This window comes from Nocardioides sp. Z30_9 (assembly GCF_058215735.1).
Map to the genome: position 1 here is coordinate 948020 of NZ_JBZAJF010000002.1, position 15515 is coordinate 963534.

The window sequence follows — 15515 nt, forward strand, 5'->3', positions numbered from 1 at the left end:
TCGGGCACCACCTGTAAAGGACCCAACAGCCATGAGCCGCCTCTGCGAGACCGAAGGCCTGACCGACATCCAGGAAGAGATCCTCAAGTCGGTCCGAGCGTTCGTCGAGACCAAGATCATCCCGGTGGCGACCGAGCTCGAGCACGCCGACGAGTACCCGACCGAGATCGTCGAGGGACTCAAGGAGCTCGGGATCTTCGGCCTGATGATCCCCGAGGAGTACGGCGGTCTCGGTGAGTCGCTGCTCACCTACGCCCTGTGCGTGGAGGAGATCGCCCGCGGCTGGATGAGCGTCTCCGGTGTGATCAACACCCACTTCATCGTGGCCTACATGCTGATGCGGCACGGCACCGAGGAGCAGAAGAAGAAGTACCTGCCGCGGATGGCCACCGGCGAGGTGCGCGGCTCGTTCTCGATGTCGGAGCCCTCGCTGGGCTCGGACGTCTCCGCGATCAAGACCAAGGCCGTCAAGAACGACGACGGCGGCTACGCGATCACCGGCCAGAAGATGTGGCTGACCAACGGCGGCACCTCCAACCTGGTCGCCGTGCTGGTCAAGACCGACGAGGGCGCCGACTCGGTCTACAAGAACATGACGACGTTCCTCGTCGAGAAGGAGCCCGGCTTCGGCGAGACCGCCCAGGGCATCACCGTGCCCGGGAAGATCGACAAGATGGGCTACAAGGGCGTGGAGACCACCGAGATGGTCCTGGAGGGCCACGAGGTCTCCGCAGACCAGATCCTCGGCGGCGAGCCGGGCAAGGGCTTCTACCAGATGATGGACGGCGTCGAGGTCGGTCGCGTGAACGTCGCCGCCCGCGCCTGCGGCATCGCCAACCGCGCCTTCGAGCTGGCCATCGCCTACGCCCAGCAGCGGGAGACCTTCGGCAAGCCGATCGCCCAGCACCAGGCGGTGCTGTTCCAGATCGCGGAGATGGCGACCAAGGTCGAGACCGCCCACTCGATGATGGTCCGCGCCGCGCGGATGAAGGACCGGGGCGAGCGCAACGACGTCGAGTCCGGGATGGCGAAGTACCTCGCCGCGGAGTACTGCAACGAGGTCGTCCAGCAGTCCTTCCGCATCCACGGCGGCTACGGGTACTCCAAGGAGTACGAGATCGAGCGCCTCTACCGCGAGGCCGCGTTCATGCTGATCGGTGAGGGCACCGCCGAGATCCAGAAGATGATCATCGGCCGCGCCCTGCTCAAGGAGTACAAGCTCAAGAGCTGACGCCGCGGAGCCGCGGCCCGCGTCCCTGACTACTGTGTGGCGACATGGGACAGCGGGCCGTGCTCCACGTCGGGGTGATGAAGTCGGGGACCAGCTACCTCCAGGGGCTGCTGTTCGCGAACAAGGCCGTGCTGGGCCGTCAGGGGGTGCTGGTGCCCGGGCGCAGCTGGGGCGACCAGGTGCGTGCGGTGCAGGACCTGCTGGGCCGGGCCTCGGAGCGCACCGGCGACATCACCGGCTGCTGGGACGCGATGGTGGGGGAGACCCTCGCCCACGACGGCACCTCGGTGATCTCGATGGAGTTCCTCGCCCCGGTGCGCCGCGAGCTCACCGAGCGGCTCGTCGGCACCTGGGACAAGGTCACCGTGGTGATCAGTGCTCGCGACCTCAACCGCCAGCTGGCCTCGATGTGGCAGGAGTCCGTGCGCAACGGCCGGACCTGGACCTTCGCCGAGTACGTCGACGACGTACGCGAGGGGCGGCCGCGCGCCGAGCGGCGGCCCGAGGACGTCACTCCCGCGAGCAAGACCTTCTGGCGCCAGCAGAACCTGGTCCGGCTGTGCCGCAGCTGGTCCGCGGCCGGGGCGCGCGTCGTGCTGCTGACGGTGCCGCCGCCCGGTGCCCCGCGAGACCTGCTGCGTGACCGGTTCCTCTCCGTGCTCGGTACGCCGCCCGACGGGCTGGTCGCGCCCCCCTCGGCCAACGAGTCCATGGGCGCCGCCTCGGCGGTCGTGCTGCGCCGGGTCAACGAGCTGCTCGCGGAGATGGGACTGCCCTTCCCGCAGGGGGAGACGTTGCGCAAGGCGGTGCTCGCGAAGCGGGTGATGTCGGCGCATGCCCGGGCCGAGCCGGTCATCGGCCTGCCGCTGCAGCCCTGGGTGGACGAGCACGCCGCGCGGATGGTCTCCGTGCTGCAGCGGCTCGACGTCGAGCTCGTCGGGGAGTGGGGCGACCTGACCCCGGTCGAGGTCGCGGGCGTCGATCCTGCGGTCCTCGAGGACGCCGTGGTGGCGGAGGCGGCGTGCGCAGCGCTGGCCGGCCTGCTGGCCGAGCAGATCAGGGGCTGAGCGGCGCCGCAGGCGTTAATCGGTCGCCGCGGTGGGTGGACCATGCGAGGCTTGTGGTGTCCGAGTCGCACACTTCAGGAGGAATTCCCATGGGTCAGTCAGAAGGCAACGAGGACCTCAAGGCCAGGATGCGTGAGGCCCTGGACCGCAAGCAGGCCAACGACCGCGGCGTTCCCAAGGACCGCCCGGTCAAGGAGAAGGCACACGGCTCCGAGGTCGAGGGCGGTGCGCCCAAGATGCACCGCCGCAAGGCCGGCGGCGGCGGCTCCTGAGCGACGGTCGTCGCCCTGGAGGGACTAGAGCTTCTCCAGGGCGGCGGCGAGGCGCTCGTCGTCGCGGTCCACGGCGGGCACGAGCAGCTCGGTGACGACGTCGAGGACGTCGGAGAGCCGCTCGTTGAGCCGCCGGCACTCCTCGACGGCGCTGCGCAGCTGACGCACCTCCGCGCGCAGCGAGGCGATCTCGGCTCGACCGGTGACCCGATCGAGTCCCCGGGTCAGTTTCGGGTTCATGTCCAGCTCACTTCCAGTCGGCAGACGATGGGGTTCTCGTGGTCGAGCGGGGCGAGGTCGCGGCCGACGGTCTTGGCCACCACCGTTCCCCCGTGCTCGGCGATCTCGGCCTCGATCGCGGCGACGCGGGCGTAGGTCCGCACGTGCCGGCCGAAGAAGGTGGGCTCGTGGCGGCTCTGCGCCGTGCGGAACTCCAGGAAGGTGTGGCCCCCGGAGCGGCCCACCATCGAGCTGAACCGCCACAGCCCGTCGCGGCCGCTCACGGCCAGCGCGTCGATGAGCCCCCGGGCGTAGACGTGCTTGACCCCGGGCTGGTGGGCCAGCTTGGCCGCCTCGGTGAGGAAGTTGTACGTCGACTCGAGGTTGTAGATCTTCAGGGGGACGTCGACCCCGGCCTTCCTGAGCTTCTTCGCGGCAACGCGACGGGCCGCCCTGGCGTAGTCGCTCCCGGTGACGTCGAACCCCTGCCCCGCCAGCCAGGCCGCGTCGCGGCCGGTGCCCGTGCCGAGCTCGACCACCGTTGCGCCGGGCTCGATCCGGGTCGCCACCCACTGCGCGAACAGCGACGGGGTGTCGGGCACCAGCGCGACCTTGTCCGACTCGTAGAACGCCGACCAGTACCAGTAGCGCAGCCGACTGCCGCGCCACCACTGGGACATCATCTCGACGTTCTCGGCAGGGTGGTCGAAGTGGAAGGCCGGGTCGGGCACCTTCCAGCCGGGACCGTAGGTGTAGGCCAGGAAGGCGTCGGTGTCGCGCGGGGCCGGGAACTCCACGCCCTCGAGCTCGATGGTCCCGAACGGCAGGATCCGGTCGCGGTCGAGCCTGCCGCGCAGCGAGCCGGTGAGGTGGAAGTGGTCGCTGATGTAGAACGAGCCGAACACGTCCACCCCGGCCCGTTTGCCGTTGGGCAGCGGCGCCCACACCTTGAAGTTCGCCGCCGACATCCGCATCACCGACCAGCCGCGCTCGCGCATCTGCCGCTCCGCGCGCCGGCTCTCGCGGATGATGTCGAAGGGGTGGGTGTGCCGGCTCAGCCAGGCGAGGTCGACGTCGGAGTCGTGACCGATCATCTTGCCGTCGCGCACGGCGCCCAGCAGCCCGCCGTAGCAGAGGTAGGCGTCCAGGCCGCACACCTCCACCAGGTCGTCGAGCACCCGGCGCGAGGCGGCCGCCAGCTCGTTGACCGACGCGTCGTCCATCCGGTCGAAGGTGCGCTGGAGGCGCCCGCCCTTGTCGAGGGTGAGCGGGTTGCCGGCGTCGTCGACGAAGCGCAGCGGCGCGGAGGATGAGCCGAAGGTCACGTCGCCCTCGAACCACGCCACCTTGTCCAGGTGCCCCTCGACGCTGACGTGCGCCACCCCCGCGAGGCGTTCCTTGATCGACCTGGGCCAGGCCACCAGTGCCTTGTCGCGGGAGACGACGGCGTCGCGTGCGGGGTTGAACGACCACAGCCGGTCACCGCCGAACCTGACGTCGAGCGGAGTGTCGACGACGTCGCTCAGCTCGATCCCCGTGTCGTCCACACGTGCGGAAAACGTCACTGGCGGGTGCCTCCGGCTGGTCGGGTCCTGGACTGGGAGGAATCTACGGCACACAGGGGGGAGCAGCCGACGGCTCGCTCCCGGCGTGGCAGACTTCGGCAGGTTCGAGGTCGCCGGCACACGAGGAGCACGCAGGATGCAGTTCGGTCGCAGCTACGAGGAGTTCGAGGTCGGAGCCACCTACAAGCACTGGCCAGGCAAGACGGTCACCGAGTTCGACGACCACATGTTCTGCCTGCTCACGATGAACCACCACCCGCTCCACCTCGACGCCAACTACGCCGAGGAGACCACCCAGTTCGGCAAGAACGTCGTGGTCGGCAACTACGTGTACTCGATCCTGCTCGGGATGAGCGTGGCCGACATCTCCGGCAAGGCGATCGCCAACCTCGAGGTGGAGTCGCTGCGTCACGTGGCGCCGACCTTCCACGGCGACACCCTGTACGGCGAGACCACCGTCCTGGACAAGACGGAGAGCAAGAGCAAGGACGACCGCGGCGTGGTCCACGTCGAGACGATCGGCTACAACCAGGACGGCAAGATCGTGTGCATCTTCCGTCGCAAGGTGATGGTCCCCAAGGCCAGCTACCTCGCCGAGCGCGGCGGCGACCAGCCCGGACGCCCGGTGCCCAAGCCCGACAAGTACTGGTCCGGCCCGCAGGAGAGCTGAACCGGCGGGCGGCGGTTCGTCTACCCTCGGTCCCGTGCCGCTCGCCGCGTCGTGTCCCCGCTGCACCTCGCCCCTCACCGGTGAGGAACCGGAGTTCACCTGCCCGGTCCACGGACCGGTGGAGCCGCTGTGGCGCCCCGAGCACGCGGACTACGAGTCCTTCGCCGACCTGGTCGGGCGCAGCGACGACCTGCCCACCTACCTGCCGTGGCCGATGAGTCCCGGCTGGTCGATCGCCGACTTCGGGTGCGTGGGCGAGCCGGGCCGGGTCCGGGCCACCGTCACCACGACGGTGGGCGCCAGCGAGCCCGACGGCGAGGTCGAGGTCACGATCGTCTCCGAGGAGCCGGGCGTCGGCCTGGGGGCCCGGTGCGCCGGGATGCCGTACGACGACCCGGGCCAGCAGGTCGACAACGGCCCGCCCGCGATCCGCGTGCGCGCCGGGGGACGCTCGGTCCCGCTGTGGCTGGTCGTGGACTCCGGTGAGGAGACCCTGCCGATCCAGGTGCCGGCCCGGGAGGACGACATCCTGGTCCGCGCGGTGTTCGTCGGGGAGGCGGAGGGGCGCTGGCTGTGGCTGGTGATGCGGCCCGCCTCCGCGGCCCTGCTGCTGCGCGACGAGTGGCTGCTCGCCGACGTGACCGGGTTCGGTCCGGAGGCGCTGGAGATGCCCTTCGGGGGACCGCGACCCACCTGGTGACCGGTCCAGAGTTCGGACGACGCCACGCCGCGTCATCCGGGGGGGTGGAAGACACGCGGCGAATGCCAGGTCGTGCGGCACAATGGCGCGTGATGAACACCCACGTGCTCGCCATCGCCAACCAGAAGGGTGGCGTGGCGAAGACCACCACGGTCGCCTCGCTCGGAGCCGCGCTCGCGGAGCAGGGCCAGAAGGTGCTGCTCGTCGACCTCGACCCCCAGGCGTGCCTCACCTTCAGCCTCGGCATCGACCCCGAGGACCTCGACATCTCCGTCCACCACGTGCTCACCAAGGGCGTCAGCCCCAGCGAGGTGATCATCGAGACCGATGACGGCGTCGACCTGCTGCCGGCCACGATCGAGCTGGCCCGGGCCGAGGCCGACCTGCTCACCCGCACCGGGCGGGAGTACGTCATCCGGTCGGCCATCGAGGACACGCCGGGCTACGATTGGGTACTGCTCGACTGTCCGCCGTCATTGGGGGTGCTCACCGTGGCCGCTCTCACCGCCGCCACCGGGGTCCTGATTCCGTTGCAGTGCGAGACGCTCTCCCACCGGGGCGTCGGCCAGCTGCTCGACACCGTGCACGACGTCAAGCGGTTCACCAACCGCGACCTCACCGTCTGGGGCGTGCTGCCCACGCTCTACGACGGCCGCACCAACCACGCCCGCACCGTGCTGGAGACGATCTCCGAGACCTACGGCCTCGAGGTCCTCGAGCCGCCGATCCCCAAGTCGATCCGGTTCGCCGAGGCGCCGGCCGCGGGACGGTCCATCCTCAAGACCTCGCGCAGCAACAAGGGTGCGCAGGCCTACCGCGACGTCGCGACCGGGCTGCTGGGCAGGGTCTGACCTTGACCCGCAGCCGAGCGCAGCGCCCGCCGCGCCGCTCGGGTGCGCACGCCGGGACCCGGGTCCGCTACGGACGGCTCGCCGCTGTGGCGCTGTCGGTCCTGATCACGCTGGTGAGCGTGCTCGGGGGGACCGGCGCGCTTCCCGAGCAGATCTCCTCGGCGGTCGAGCCCAGGGGCCAGAGCGACGGTCAGGACTCGTCCGGAGGGTCGGTGGCCCGGCTCGCCGACGCGCACCCGAACCGTTCACTGGACCGCCTCGTCCCGCCGGCCGATCCCGACGCAGCCGCCGCCGACCCGGCCCTGCCCGCGGGCAGCGGCAGCGGCAAGCGGGTCGTCTTCGACATCAGCGACCAGCGGGTGTGGCTGGTCGACGCCGCTCGCGAAGGGTCCGAGAAGGTGCTCAGCACCTACCTGGTCTCCGGCAGCGTGCTGGACAACCTGGAGCCGGGGACGTTCGCGGTGTACTCACGCTCGCGCTGGGCCACCGGGATCGACGACTCCGGGGTGATGGAGTACTTCGTGCGGTTCACCCGCGGCGAGAACGCCGCGATCGGCTTCCACACCATCCCGACCAAGGACGGTCGTCCGCTGCAGCAGGCCGAGCAGCTCGGGACGCCGCAGAGCCACGGCTGCATCCGTCAGGCGAGGCCGGACGCGCAGCGGCTGTGGGACTTCGCGCCTGTGGGCACCAAGGTCGTCGTCACGGACTGAGGGTCTCGGACCGCGTGACCGGGCCAGCCCAGCCGGCCTGGGACCGGGTCGGTGCGACCCGGTCCTGGCCGAGGCTCAGCTGGTCTCCTCGGAGGTCGCGGCGGGCTTGCCGCCACGGGTCCGGCTGCGGCTGCGGTTGCGCTTCTTGGCGGGACGCTCGGCAGAGCCCTCGGCCGCCGACGCGGCCTGCCTGCCCTCGCCGGCGGACTCGGTGGAACCGCCCTGGCTGCTGTTGCTGCTGCGTCCGCGGCCGCTCTGGCCACCCTGGCCACCCTGGCCACGGCCCCCGTCACGACCCCCGTCACGACCGCCGCGGCCGTCACGCTTGCCGTCGCGACCGCCGCCGCGCCCGTCGGTGCGGGGCTTGCGCTCGATGACGACCTGGCCCTCGGGGATGACCCGGCCCTTGATGCCGGGGGCGATGCCCTGGTCGTGCAGGAAGTGCTCGGAGCTGGAGTAGGTCTCCTGCGGGTCCTCGAAGGGGAGGTCGAGGGCCTTGTTGATCATCTTCCAGCGGTGCAGGTCGGCCCAGTCCACGAAAGTGATCGCGATGCCGGTGGCGCCCGCGCGGCCGGTGCGGCCGATGCGGTGGACGTAGGTCTTCTCGTCCTCGGGGCAGGTGTAGTTGACCACGTGGGTCACGCCGGACACGTCGATGCCGCGGGCCGCGACGTCGGTGGCCACGAGCACCTGGAGCTTGCCCTCGCGGAACTTGGTCAGCGCCTTCTCGCGGGCGGCCTGCGCCATGTCGCCGTGCAGGGGAGCGGAGCTGAACCCGCGCTCCTCGAGGTCGTCGGCGATCCGCTGCGCCTGGCGCTTGGTGCGGGTGAACACGATCATCAGGTCGGCGCCCTCGGCCTGGAGCAGGCGGCCGATCATCTCGGGCTTGTCGAGGTCATGGGCCTGGTAGATGAACTGCGCGGTCGCCGGGACCATCTGGTTGTCCTCGGCGGACTCCGCACGGATGTTCATCGGGTGGCGCATGTGGGTGCGGGCCAGGGCCACGATCGCGGCCGGCATCGTCGCCGAGAACAGCATCGTCTGCCGGGTCTCGGGGGTCTGCTTGAGCAGTCGCTCCACGTCGGGCAGGAACCCGAGGTCGAGCATCTCGTCGGCCTCGTCGAGGACGAGCGACTTCACGTGGGAGATGTCGAGCGCCCGGCGGTTCATCAGGTCGATCAGGCGGCCCGGCGTACCGACGACCACCTCGACGCCGGCCTCGAGGGCGTCGAGCTGGCCCTCGTAGGGGACGCCGCCGTAGACGGTCAGGACGCGGATGCCGCGGTCCTTGCCGGCCATGGTGAGGTCCTTGCTCACCTGGAGCGCGAGCTCACGGGTGGGGGCGACGACCAGAGCCTGCGGCTTGCCGGGAGCGGCGAGGTCGTTGAAGTCGGGGTCGTGCTGGGCCACTGCGCGCTGCAGCACCGGGATGCCGAACGCGAGGGTCTTGCCGGTGCCGGTTCGGGCCTGGCCGATCAGGTCGGTGCCCATCAGGGCGACCGAGAGGGTCATCTCCTGGATCGGGAAGGGGGTGACGATGCCGGCTCGTTCGAGCGCATCTGCGATGTCGGGAAGTACTCCGAGCTCTCTGAAGGTAGTCAGGGTTCTGCCTGTTCTGTGTTGACCCGCACAGGCGAGTCGATGGGTTCAAGTATGGGATTCCTGCGCCGCTGGCGAGCCGCCCACAGTGTCGCTGCAAGGGGGCATCAAGCCCGCGGTCCACCGGCAGTCTATCGGTAGGCTGCCGACATGACCGAAACCTCACCTCAGGACGCCTCGCCACCCCCTGCCATCGAGCAGGGTCCTGAGGGTGATTCCGGACACCAGGATTCGGTCGCCTTCGAGGATCCGGCCTACCGCGCTGCCGCGGTCGACCTGCTCGGAGCGATCACCTACGGGGAGATCTCCGCCTTCGAGCGGCTCGCCGACGACGCCAAGCTGGCGGTGGAGCTCCCCGACAAGCTGGCGCTCGCCAAGATGGCCACCGTCCAGTTCGGCCACGTGGAGCCGCTCCTGGAGCGGATCGCCTGGCTCGGCGCCGACCCGCTGGAGGCGATGGCGCCGTTCGTGAAGCCGTTCGACGTCTTCCACGCCGCCACCGCGCCCAGCGACTGGCTCGAGGGCCTGGTCAAGGCCTACGTGGGGGACGGGCTGGCGGCCGACTTCTACGTGGAGATCGCGGCGTTCCTCGACTCCGGCACCCGCGAGCTGATCGTGGACTCGCTCGCCGACGCCGGCCACGCGGACTTCGTGGTGGCCCGGGTACGCCGGGCGATCGAGCTCGACCACCGGGTCAGCGGCCGGCTCGCGCTGTGGGGGCGCCGCCTGATGGGGGAGGCGCTCTCCCAGGCCCAGCGGGTGGCCGCGGAGCGCGACTCCCTGGCGGCCCTGCTCGCCGGCGGGGTGGACCGGCCGGGGATGGACTTCACCGCGCTGGCCCGGATGTTCGCCCGGCTCACCGAGAACCACACCCACCGGATGGCCGAGCTCGGCCTCGCCTCCTGAACCGCCGCTGACCGCCCGCTGATCCGCCCGGCCGATCTCGGGCCGATGTCGAGCCGTGCGTGCGCCGTACACGCGTTCGCCGAGACTAGTTGCATGTATCAACCAACTAATCTAGAATGGACGCCATGTCCGGAGCCACCAGTGAGTCCACCCGCGCCGAGGCCGTGCAGGCCCTGTTCGACGGCCTGCTGCGGTTCACCCGATCGCTGCGCTCCCGCTCGGGGGCGTGGAACCGGGGCCTCGGCGACCTGAGCCGCGGGGACATCGTCACGCTCGGCGTGCTCGAGCGGCAGGGCAGCGCCCGGCCCGGGAAGATCGCCTCGAGGCTCGGTGTGGACCCCTCCGTGGTCAGCCGCCAGCTCGCCGCGCTCGAGCGGCTCGCGCTGGTCACCCGGTGCGCCGACCCCTCGGACCGGCGCGCCGAGAAGATCACCATCACCGCCGCGGGCCGGCAGCGGCTCGCGCAGAACCGCTCCGCGATGTGCGAGGTGCTGGCCGACCGTGTGACGGACTGGGACCTCGACTCGATCTCCCAGGCGGTCGCGGTCGTGGAGGACCTCGCCGCGCTGCTCAACGACCCCACCGACAACGAGAACACCACCAGCCAGAACGCCCAGGAAGCACAGGAACTACATGTCTGACTCAACGACGTCGGCCCGTCCGGTCGAGTCCCAGCCCGAGATGACCCACCGGGAGATCATCGAGGTCCTCATCGGCCTGATGTCGGCTCTCTTCGTGGCCATGGTGAGCACCACCATCGTCTCCACGGCGCTGCCCACGATCATCGGCGACCTCGAGGGCACCCAGTCGCAGTACACCTGGGTGGTCACGGCGTCGCTGCTGGCGATGACCGTCACCAGCCCGATCTGGAGCAAGCTCTCCGACCTCTACAACAAGAAGACGCTCGTGCTCGTCGCGATCGGCATCTTCCTGATCGGCTCCCTGGCCGCGGGCGCGGTGCAGAACGTGCCCCAGCTGCTGGGGGCCCGCGCGGTCCAGGGCCTCGGCATGGGTGGCCTGATCGCGCTGACCCAGTCGATCCTCGGCTCGATCATCCCGCCGCGCCAGCGGGGTCGCTACAGCGGCTACATGGCGGCAACGATGGCAGTGGCCACGGTCTCCGGACCGCTGCTCGGTGGCCTGATCGTGGACTCGATCGGCTGGCGCTGGTGCTTCTGGGTCGCGGTGCCGTTCGCCCTGGCCGGCATGGTGATGCTGCAGAAGTTCCTGCACGTGGAGACCGTCCGCCGCCCGGTGCGCCTGGACTACTGGGGCGCCCTGTTCATCACGGTCGCCGCCGCCCTGCCCCTGCTCTGGGTCTCCTTCGCCGGGGACAGCTACGCCTGGTGGTCCGTGGAGACCGCGGCGTTCCTCGGTGCCGCCCTCGTGGCCCTGGGCATCGCGGTCGTGATCGAGCGCCGGCACAGCGACCCCCTGGTCCCGCCGCGGATCGTCGCCGACCGGGTCACCACGCTCTCGATCATCGGCAGCCTGGCCGTGGGCATCTCGCAGTTCGGCGCCTCGGTGTTCCTGGCGCAGTACTTCCAGGTCGCCCGCAACCACACGCCCACCGAGGCGGGGCTGCTGATGCTCCCGCTGATCCTTGGCAACATGGTCGGCGCCACCGTGTCGGGCCTGCTGATCACCCGCACGGGACGCTGGAAGCGGCTGATGATCGGCGGCGGCGTGCTCCTGGTGATCGGCCTGTGCCTGATGGGCACGATCGACCACCACACCCCCCTGTGGCACCTGAGCGTCTACATGGTCGTGATGGGCCTCGGCACCGGCGTACTGATGCAGAACCTCGTGCTGGTCGTGCAGAACACCGTGGACGTGACCGACGTCGGCGCGGCAAGCGGTGTGGTCACCTTCTTCCGCTCCCTGGGCGGCACCATCGGTGTCGCGGCCCTGGGTGCGGTGCTGGCGGCGCACGTGGCCGACAAGATCGCCGCGGGCCTCGCCAAGGCGGGCATCCCCGTCACCAGTGGCGGCGCGGGCTCCCTGGACCTCGACCAGATGCCGCCCGCGGTCGCAACGATCGTGCGCACGGCGTACGCCGACGCGACCGGCCGGATCTTCCTGATCGCCGGGCTGATCGCGATCGTGACCGTGATCGCCGTGGCCCTGATGCCCGTCACCGAGCTCCGCACCACCATCCACAAGGAGGAGGACGAGCCGGTCAAGGACGCCAGGGAGGACGTCCTGGCCTAACCGCCGAGACGTCGCACCTGAAAGCTCAGAAACCGCCGAGACGTCGCATCTGAAAGGCCCAGGCCTTTCAGATGCGACGTCTCGCGGGGTTCAGGAGCGGAAGCCGACCTGCCCGGTGACGCTGGTGGAGATGTCCACGTAGGCGAGCTTGGCACCGGGTACGACGACGCGCCGTCCCTTGGCGTCGGTCAGCGAGAGCACGCCGCCATCACCCAGGGCCTCGGACACGGCCTTCTCGACCCCGTCGGCGTCGAGGGTGGTGTCGATGGTCAGCTCGCGGGAGACGTTCTGGACGCCGATCTTGACCTCCATGGGAGGACCTCCTAGTTGGCGGGGATCTTGCTCGGGACAAACTCTGTCAGGCACCGCCGTACGCCGCACGCCGGGTCGGTCGATGGACCGGTCGCTCAGCGGTGCTCGTCGGTGCGCGGGTAGCCGCCGATGCCCCGCCAGGCGAGGCCGGCCACCAGCGAGGCGGCGTCCTGCTGGCTGATGGAGCCACGCTCGGTCAGCCAGAAGCGGGCGCTCACCTGGCCCATCCCCACCAGCGAGACGGCCAGCAGCTGGGACTGCTCGGGCGGCAGCCCGGTGTCGTCGGAGATCACGTGGGCGATCAGCTTGGCGCACTCGACGGTGACGCGGTCGACGCGGGCGCGCACGGCGGGCTCGTTGGTCAGGTCGGACTCGAAGACCAGCCGGAAGGCTCCCTCGGCGCTGGCGACGTAGTCGTAGAACGCGTGCATCGCGGCCTTGACCCGCAGCTTGTTGTCCTCGGTGGACTCCAGCGCCTTCGCGCAGCTGGAGATGATCGTGTCGCAGGACTGGTCGAGCAGCGCGAGGTAGAGCTCCAGCTTGCCAGGGAAGTGCTGGTAGAGCACCGGCTTGGACACCCCGGCCCGCTCGGCGATGTCGTCCATGGCCGCAGCGTGGTAGCCCTGGGCGACGAAGACCTCCAGCGCCGCGGTGAGCAGCTGGGCCCGTCGCGCTCGGCGGGGGAGACGGACGCTCCTGGCGGTGGAGGCACGGCCGGTGCCCTCACCGGGTTCCACGGACCCGAGCTCGCGTGACTCCTCGTACGTACTCACGTCCGCAGCCTACAAGCAGGACTCCGTCTCACTGTCCGGATGGCGGGGCCTCGGGAGGGCCGCTGGAGAGGACTGGGAACATGGGGGCGAACGATGGTGTTCCCCAGGGGACCCACCGGGTCGTTCGTCCACACTTGTTCTGACGAGGAGTCGTTGTCGTGTCCCTTCCCGCACTGGTCGAGCCGGCCGCCGAGCTGACCATCGACGAGGTCCGCCGCTACAGCCGGCACCTGATCATCCCCGACGTCGGCATGACCGGCCAGAAGCGGCTGAAGAACGCCAAGGTCCTGGTCATCGGCGCCGGTGGTCTCGGCAGCCCCGCGCTGCTCTACCTCGCCGCCGCAGGCGTGGGCACGCTGGGGATCGCGGAGTTCGACGAGGTCGACGAGTCCAACCTGCAGCGCCAGATCATCCACGGCCAGTCCGACGTGGGGAAGCCCAAGGCGATCTCGGCGCAGGAGTCCATCGCGGAGACCAACCCGCTGGTGAACGTGATCGTGCACAACGAGCGCCTCGACAACGACAACGTGCTCGAGATCTTCAAGGGCTACGACCTCATCGTCGACGGCACCGACAACTTCGCGACCCGCTACATGGTCAACGACGCGGCGTACTTCCTGAACATCCCCTACGTCTGGGGCTCGATCTACCGCTTCGACGGCCAGGCCAGCGTGTTCTGGCCGACGCTGACCAAGGAGGACGGCTCCAGCGCGGACGCGCCGTGCTACCGCTGCCTCTACCCCGAGCCGCCGCCGCCCGGGATGGTGCCGAGCTGCGCCGAGGGCGGTGTGCTGGGCGTGCTGTGCGCCAGCATCGGCTCGATCCAGGTCAACGAGGCGATCAAGCTGCTCGCCGGCATCGGTGAGCCCGCCGTCGGCAAGCTCGTCATCTACGACGCACTCGAGCTGGAGTGGCGCACCCTGAAGGTCCGCAAGGACCCCAACTGCGCGCTGTGCGGCGAGAACGCCACCGTGACCGAGCTGATCGACTACGACGCCTTCTGCGGCGCCGTCTCGGAGGAGGCCAGCGAGGCCGCCGCCGGTTCCACGATCTCGGTGACCACGCTGGAGTCGATGCTCAAGGAGCGCGCCGAGGGCACCCGCGACTTCACCCTCGTCGACGTGCGCGAGCAGAACGAGTTCGAGATCAACCGGATCCCGGGCTCGGTGCTGATCCCCAAGGGCGAGTTCCTCAACGGCAACGCCTTCGAGCAGCTCCCGCAGGACAAGCCCGTCGTGCTGCACTGCAAGTCCGGGGTGCGGTCCGCCGAGGCGCTGGCGGTGCTCAAGGGCGCCGGGTACGCCGACGCGGTGCACGTCGGTGGCGGCGTGGTGGCCTGGGTCGACCAGATCGACCCCTCGCAGCCGACGTACTGAGCCTCCAGCATTCGGGACGCGCGCCCCGGATCGGTCCGAAAAGGGACCGGCCCGGGGCGTAACCGGTCCGGGAACGTGTCGTTGGACACAGCGACCGCTCCCGCGACCGAAGGGCCCACCCGATGCGTCTTTCCCGACCACTGCTGGCCGCAGCCGCCGCCACGGTGCTGGCCGTCACCGGCCTGGCCGTCACCACGACCTCGGCGCAGGCTGCGCCCACGTGGGCGCCCGCGGGCTCCGCGGTGATCCACCCCGGCACGATGATGTACACCGCAGGCGGCCAGTGCACCGCCAACTTCGTCTTCACCGACTCCTCCGGCGGGGTCTACCTCGGGTACGCCGCCCACTGCGCCGGCAAGGGCGAAGCCACCGACACCAACGGGTGCAACCAGGACTCGGTGCCGCTCGGCACCAGGGTGACCTTCACCAACGACGGCAACCTGCTCTCCGAGGGCACGCCCGTCGGGCAAGGCAAGCTGGCCTACAGCTCCTGGATCACTGAGAACAAGCTCGGCACCACGGACGCGAACACCTGCGCCTACAACGACTTCGCGCTGGTCAAGGTGGACGCCGCCGACGTCGGCAAGGTCAACCCGTCGGTGCCCTTCTGGGGCGGGCCGACCGGCATCGACACCGATGGCACCAAGCTCGGCGACCGGGTGTGGACCTACGGCAACTCCAGCCTGCGGGCCGGCCTGACCGTGCTCGCGCCGCACACCGGGATCAGCCTGGGTGACAGCGCCGCCGACGGTGGCTGGAGCCACCCGCTCTACACCGTGACCCCCGGCGTCCCCGGGGACTCCGGCTCGGGCTTCCTCTCCGCCGGTGGCAAGGCCGTGGGCACCCTGTCCACCCTCGGCCTGCTCCCGCTGCCCGCCTCGAACAACATCGGCGACCTGGCCAAGGAGCTCGCCTTCGCCAAGGCCCACTCCGGCATCGCCGGACTGGAGCTGGTGAAGGGCACCGAGCCGTTCAGGCCCATCCTCTAGCCGGACGGGAGCCGGGGGGCCGGGGGGCCGCGGGGTCGTGGGGGCCCCGCAGCCCGCCGGC

Annotated in this window: 17 protein-coding genes; 12 read left to right on the forward strand and 5 right to left on the reverse strand. The window is 70.2% G+C overall.

The genetic code is table 11. The annotated features are described in order from the left end of the window. Positions 1-31: 31 nt before the first annotated feature. The 3 genes from AC4BGB_RS15240 (at position 32) to AC4BGB_RS15250 (ending at position 2570) form a co-directional block, all read left to right on the forward strand. On the forward strand, positions 32-1231 hold the full coding sequence (locus AC4BGB_RS15240) for an acyl-CoA dehydrogenase family protein (protein ID WP_490547725.1): 1200 nt from the start codon (positions 32-34) through the stop codon (positions 1229-1231). 44 nt (positions 1232-1275) lie between these two features. Next, positions 1276-2298: a hypothetical protein gene (locus AC4BGB_RS15245; RefSeq protein ID WP_490547726.1), complete on the forward strand. Its 1023-nt coding sequence runs from the start codon at positions 1276-1278 to the stop codon at positions 2296-2298. Positions 2299-2387: 89 nt separating this feature from the next. Beyond that, on the forward strand, positions 2388-2570 hold the full coding sequence (locus AC4BGB_RS15250) for a DUF5302 domain-containing protein (protein ID WP_490547727.1): 183 nt from the start codon (positions 2388-2390) through the stop codon (positions 2568-2570). A 24-nt stretch (positions 2571-2594) separates the two neighbouring features. Here AC4BGB_RS15250 and AC4BGB_RS15255 read toward each other — a convergent pair whose 3' ends face one another. Both AC4BGB_RS15255 and AC4BGB_RS15260 read right to left on the reverse strand, forming a co-directional pair. After that, positions 2595-2810, reverse strand: coding sequence for a DUF6752 domain-containing protein (locus AC4BGB_RS15255; RefSeq protein WP_490547728.1), 216 nt, complete (start codon positions 2808-2810; stop codon positions 2595-2597). Next, positions 2807-4354 carry a LicD family protein gene (locus tag AC4BGB_RS15260; RefSeq protein WP_490547729.1) on the reverse strand — a complete coding sequence of 516 codons (1548 nt, stop codon included), beginning with the start codon at positions 4352-4354 and terminating at the stop codon, positions 2807-2809. The genes AC4BGB_RS15255 and AC4BGB_RS15260 overlap by 4 nt, the downstream gene beginning before the upstream one ends. A 136-nt stretch (positions 4355-4490) precedes the next feature. On the opposite strand from AC4BGB_RS15260, the gene AC4BGB_RS15265 reads away from it, so the two are divergent. The 4 genes from AC4BGB_RS15265 to AC4BGB_RS15280 all read left to right on the forward strand — a co-directional run bounded on the left by AC4BGB_RS15265 (position 4491) and on the right by AC4BGB_RS15280 (position 7288). Further along, positions 4491-5024: a MaoC family dehydratase gene (locus tag AC4BGB_RS15265; protein WP_490547730.1), complete on the forward strand. Its 534-nt coding sequence runs from the start codon at positions 4491-4493 to the stop codon at positions 5022-5024. Between the two features lie 34 nt (positions 5025-5058). Further along, positions 5059-5724 (forward strand): DUF6758 family protein, encoded by a 666-nt coding sequence (locus tag AC4BGB_RS15270; RefSeq protein WP_490547731.1) that lies wholly within the window; start codon positions 5059-5061, stop codon positions 5722-5724. Between the two features lie 92 nt (positions 5725-5816). Continuing rightward, positions 5817-6575, forward strand: coding sequence for a ParA family protein (locus AC4BGB_RS15275; RefSeq protein ID WP_490547732.1), 759 nt, complete (start codon positions 5817-5819; stop codon positions 6573-6575). 2 nt (positions 6576-6577) lie between these two features. After that, a complete protein-coding gene (locus AC4BGB_RS15280) occupies positions 6578-7288 on the forward strand; it encodes a L,D-transpeptidase (RefSeq protein WP_490547733.1) in 711 nt (236 codons plus the stop codon). Between the two features lie 75 nt (positions 7289-7363). Here AC4BGB_RS15280 and AC4BGB_RS15285 read toward each other — a convergent pair whose 3' ends face one another. Beyond that, positions 7364-8800: a DEAD/DEAH box helicase gene (locus AC4BGB_RS15285; RefSeq protein WP_490547734.1), complete on the reverse strand. Its 1437-nt coding sequence runs from the start codon at positions 8798-8800 to the stop codon at positions 7364-7366. 237 nt (positions 8801-9037) lie between these two features. Here AC4BGB_RS15285 and AC4BGB_RS15290 point away from each other — a divergent pair, with 237 nt between their 5' ends. The 3 genes from AC4BGB_RS15290 (at position 9038) to AC4BGB_RS15300 (ending at position 12004) form a co-directional block, all read left to right on the forward strand. Further along, the gene (locus tag AC4BGB_RS15290) at positions 9038-9793 is read left to right on the forward strand and encodes a ferritin-like fold-containing protein (RefSeq protein WP_490547735.1); all 756 of its coding nucleotides are present in this window, start codon (positions 9038-9040) and stop codon (positions 9791-9793) included. A gap of 125 nt (positions 9794-9918) precedes the next feature. Then, complete coding sequence (locus tag AC4BGB_RS15295) at positions 9919-10434, forward strand: MarR family winged helix-turn-helix transcriptional regulator (RefSeq protein WP_490547736.1); 516 nt, start codon at positions 9919-9921, stop codon at positions 10432-10434. Next, positions 10427-12004: an MDR family MFS transporter gene (locus AC4BGB_RS15300; protein ID WP_490547737.1), complete on the forward strand. Its 1578-nt coding sequence runs from the start codon at positions 10427-10429 to the stop codon at positions 12002-12004. Before AC4BGB_RS15295 ends, AC4BGB_RS15300 begins: the two co-directional genes overlap by 8 nt. Positions 12005-12094: 90 nt before the next feature. Here AC4BGB_RS15300 and AC4BGB_RS15305 read toward each other — a convergent pair whose 3' ends face one another. Both AC4BGB_RS15305 and AC4BGB_RS15310 read right to left on the reverse strand, forming a co-directional pair. After that, positions 12095-12316 (reverse strand): DUF3107 domain-containing protein, encoded by a 222-nt coding sequence (locus AC4BGB_RS15305; protein WP_490547738.1) that lies wholly within the window; start codon positions 12314-12316, stop codon positions 12095-12097. A gap of 95 nt (positions 12317-12411) precedes the next feature. Beyond that, complete coding sequence (locus AC4BGB_RS15310; RefSeq protein WP_490547739.1) at positions 12412-13089, reverse strand: TetR/AcrR family transcriptional regulator; 678 nt, start codon at positions 13087-13089, stop codon at positions 12412-12414. 158 nt (positions 13090-13247) lie between these two features. Between AC4BGB_RS15310 and moeZ the strand changes: the two genes are divergently transcribed. Both moeZ and AC4BGB_RS15320 read left to right on the forward strand, forming a co-directional pair. Next, the gene (gene moeZ / locus AC4BGB_RS15315; protein WP_490547740.1) at positions 13248-14465 is read left to right on the forward strand and encodes an adenylyltransferase/sulfurtransferase MoeZ; all 1218 of its coding nucleotides are present in this window, start codon (positions 13248-13250) and stop codon (positions 14463-14465) included. A 122-nt stretch (positions 14466-14587) separates the two neighbouring features. Continuing rightward, on the forward strand, positions 14588-15454 hold the full coding sequence (locus AC4BGB_RS15320; protein ID WP_490547741.1) for a chymotrypsin family serine protease: 867 nt from the start codon (positions 14588-14590) through the stop codon (positions 15452-15454). Positions 15455-15515: the final 61 nt, after the last annotated feature.

Excerpts from the sequence above, each read along its gene's own strand:
- AC4BGB_RS15240 (WP_490547725.1), top strand. The coding sequence starts at position 32 with ATGAGCCGCCTCTGCGAGACCGAAGGCCTGACCGACATCCAGGAAGAG.
- AC4BGB_RS15245 (WP_490547726.1), top strand. The coding sequence starts at position 1,276 with ATGGGACAGCGGGCCGTGCTCCACGTCGGGGTGATGAAGTCGGGGACC.
- AC4BGB_RS15250 (WP_490547727.1), top strand. The coding sequence starts at position 2,388 with ATGGGTCAGTCAGAAGGCAACGAGGACCTCAAGGCCAGGATGCGTGAG.
- AC4BGB_RS15255 (WP_490547728.1), bottom strand. The coding sequence starts at position 2,810 with ATGAACCCGAAACTGACCCGGGGACTCGATCGGGTCACCGGTCGAGCC.
- AC4BGB_RS15265 (WP_490547730.1), top strand. The coding sequence starts at position 4,491 with ATGCAGTTCGGTCGCAGCTACGAGGAGTTCGAGGTCGGAGCCACCTAC.
- AC4BGB_RS15275 (WP_490547732.1), top strand. The coding sequence starts at position 5,817 with ATGAACACCCACGTGCTCGCCATCGCCAACCAGAAGGGTGGCGTGGCG.
- AC4BGB_RS15285 (WP_490547734.1), bottom strand. The coding sequence starts at position 8,800 with ATGACCCTCTCGGTCGCCCTGATGGGCACCGACCTGATCGGCCAGGCC.
- AC4BGB_RS15290 (WP_490547735.1), top strand. The coding sequence starts at position 9,038 with ATGACCGAAACCTCACCTCAGGACGCCTCGCCACCCCCTGCCATCGAG.
- AC4BGB_RS15295 (WP_490547736.1), top strand. The coding sequence starts at position 9,919 with ATGTCCGGAGCCACCAGTGAGTCCACCCGCGCCGAGGCCGTGCAGGCC.
- AC4BGB_RS15300 (WP_490547737.1), top strand. The coding sequence starts at position 10,427 with ATGTCTGACTCAACGACGTCGGCCCGTCCGGTCGAGTCCCAGCCCGAG.
- AC4BGB_RS15305 (WP_490547738.1), bottom strand. The coding sequence starts at position 12,316 with ATGGAGGTCAAGATCGGCGTCCAGAACGTCTCCCGCGAGCTGACCATC.
- AC4BGB_RS15320 (WP_490547741.1), top strand. The coding sequence starts at position 14,588 with ATGCGTCTTTCCCGACCACTGCTGGCCGCAGCCGCCGCCACGGTGCTG.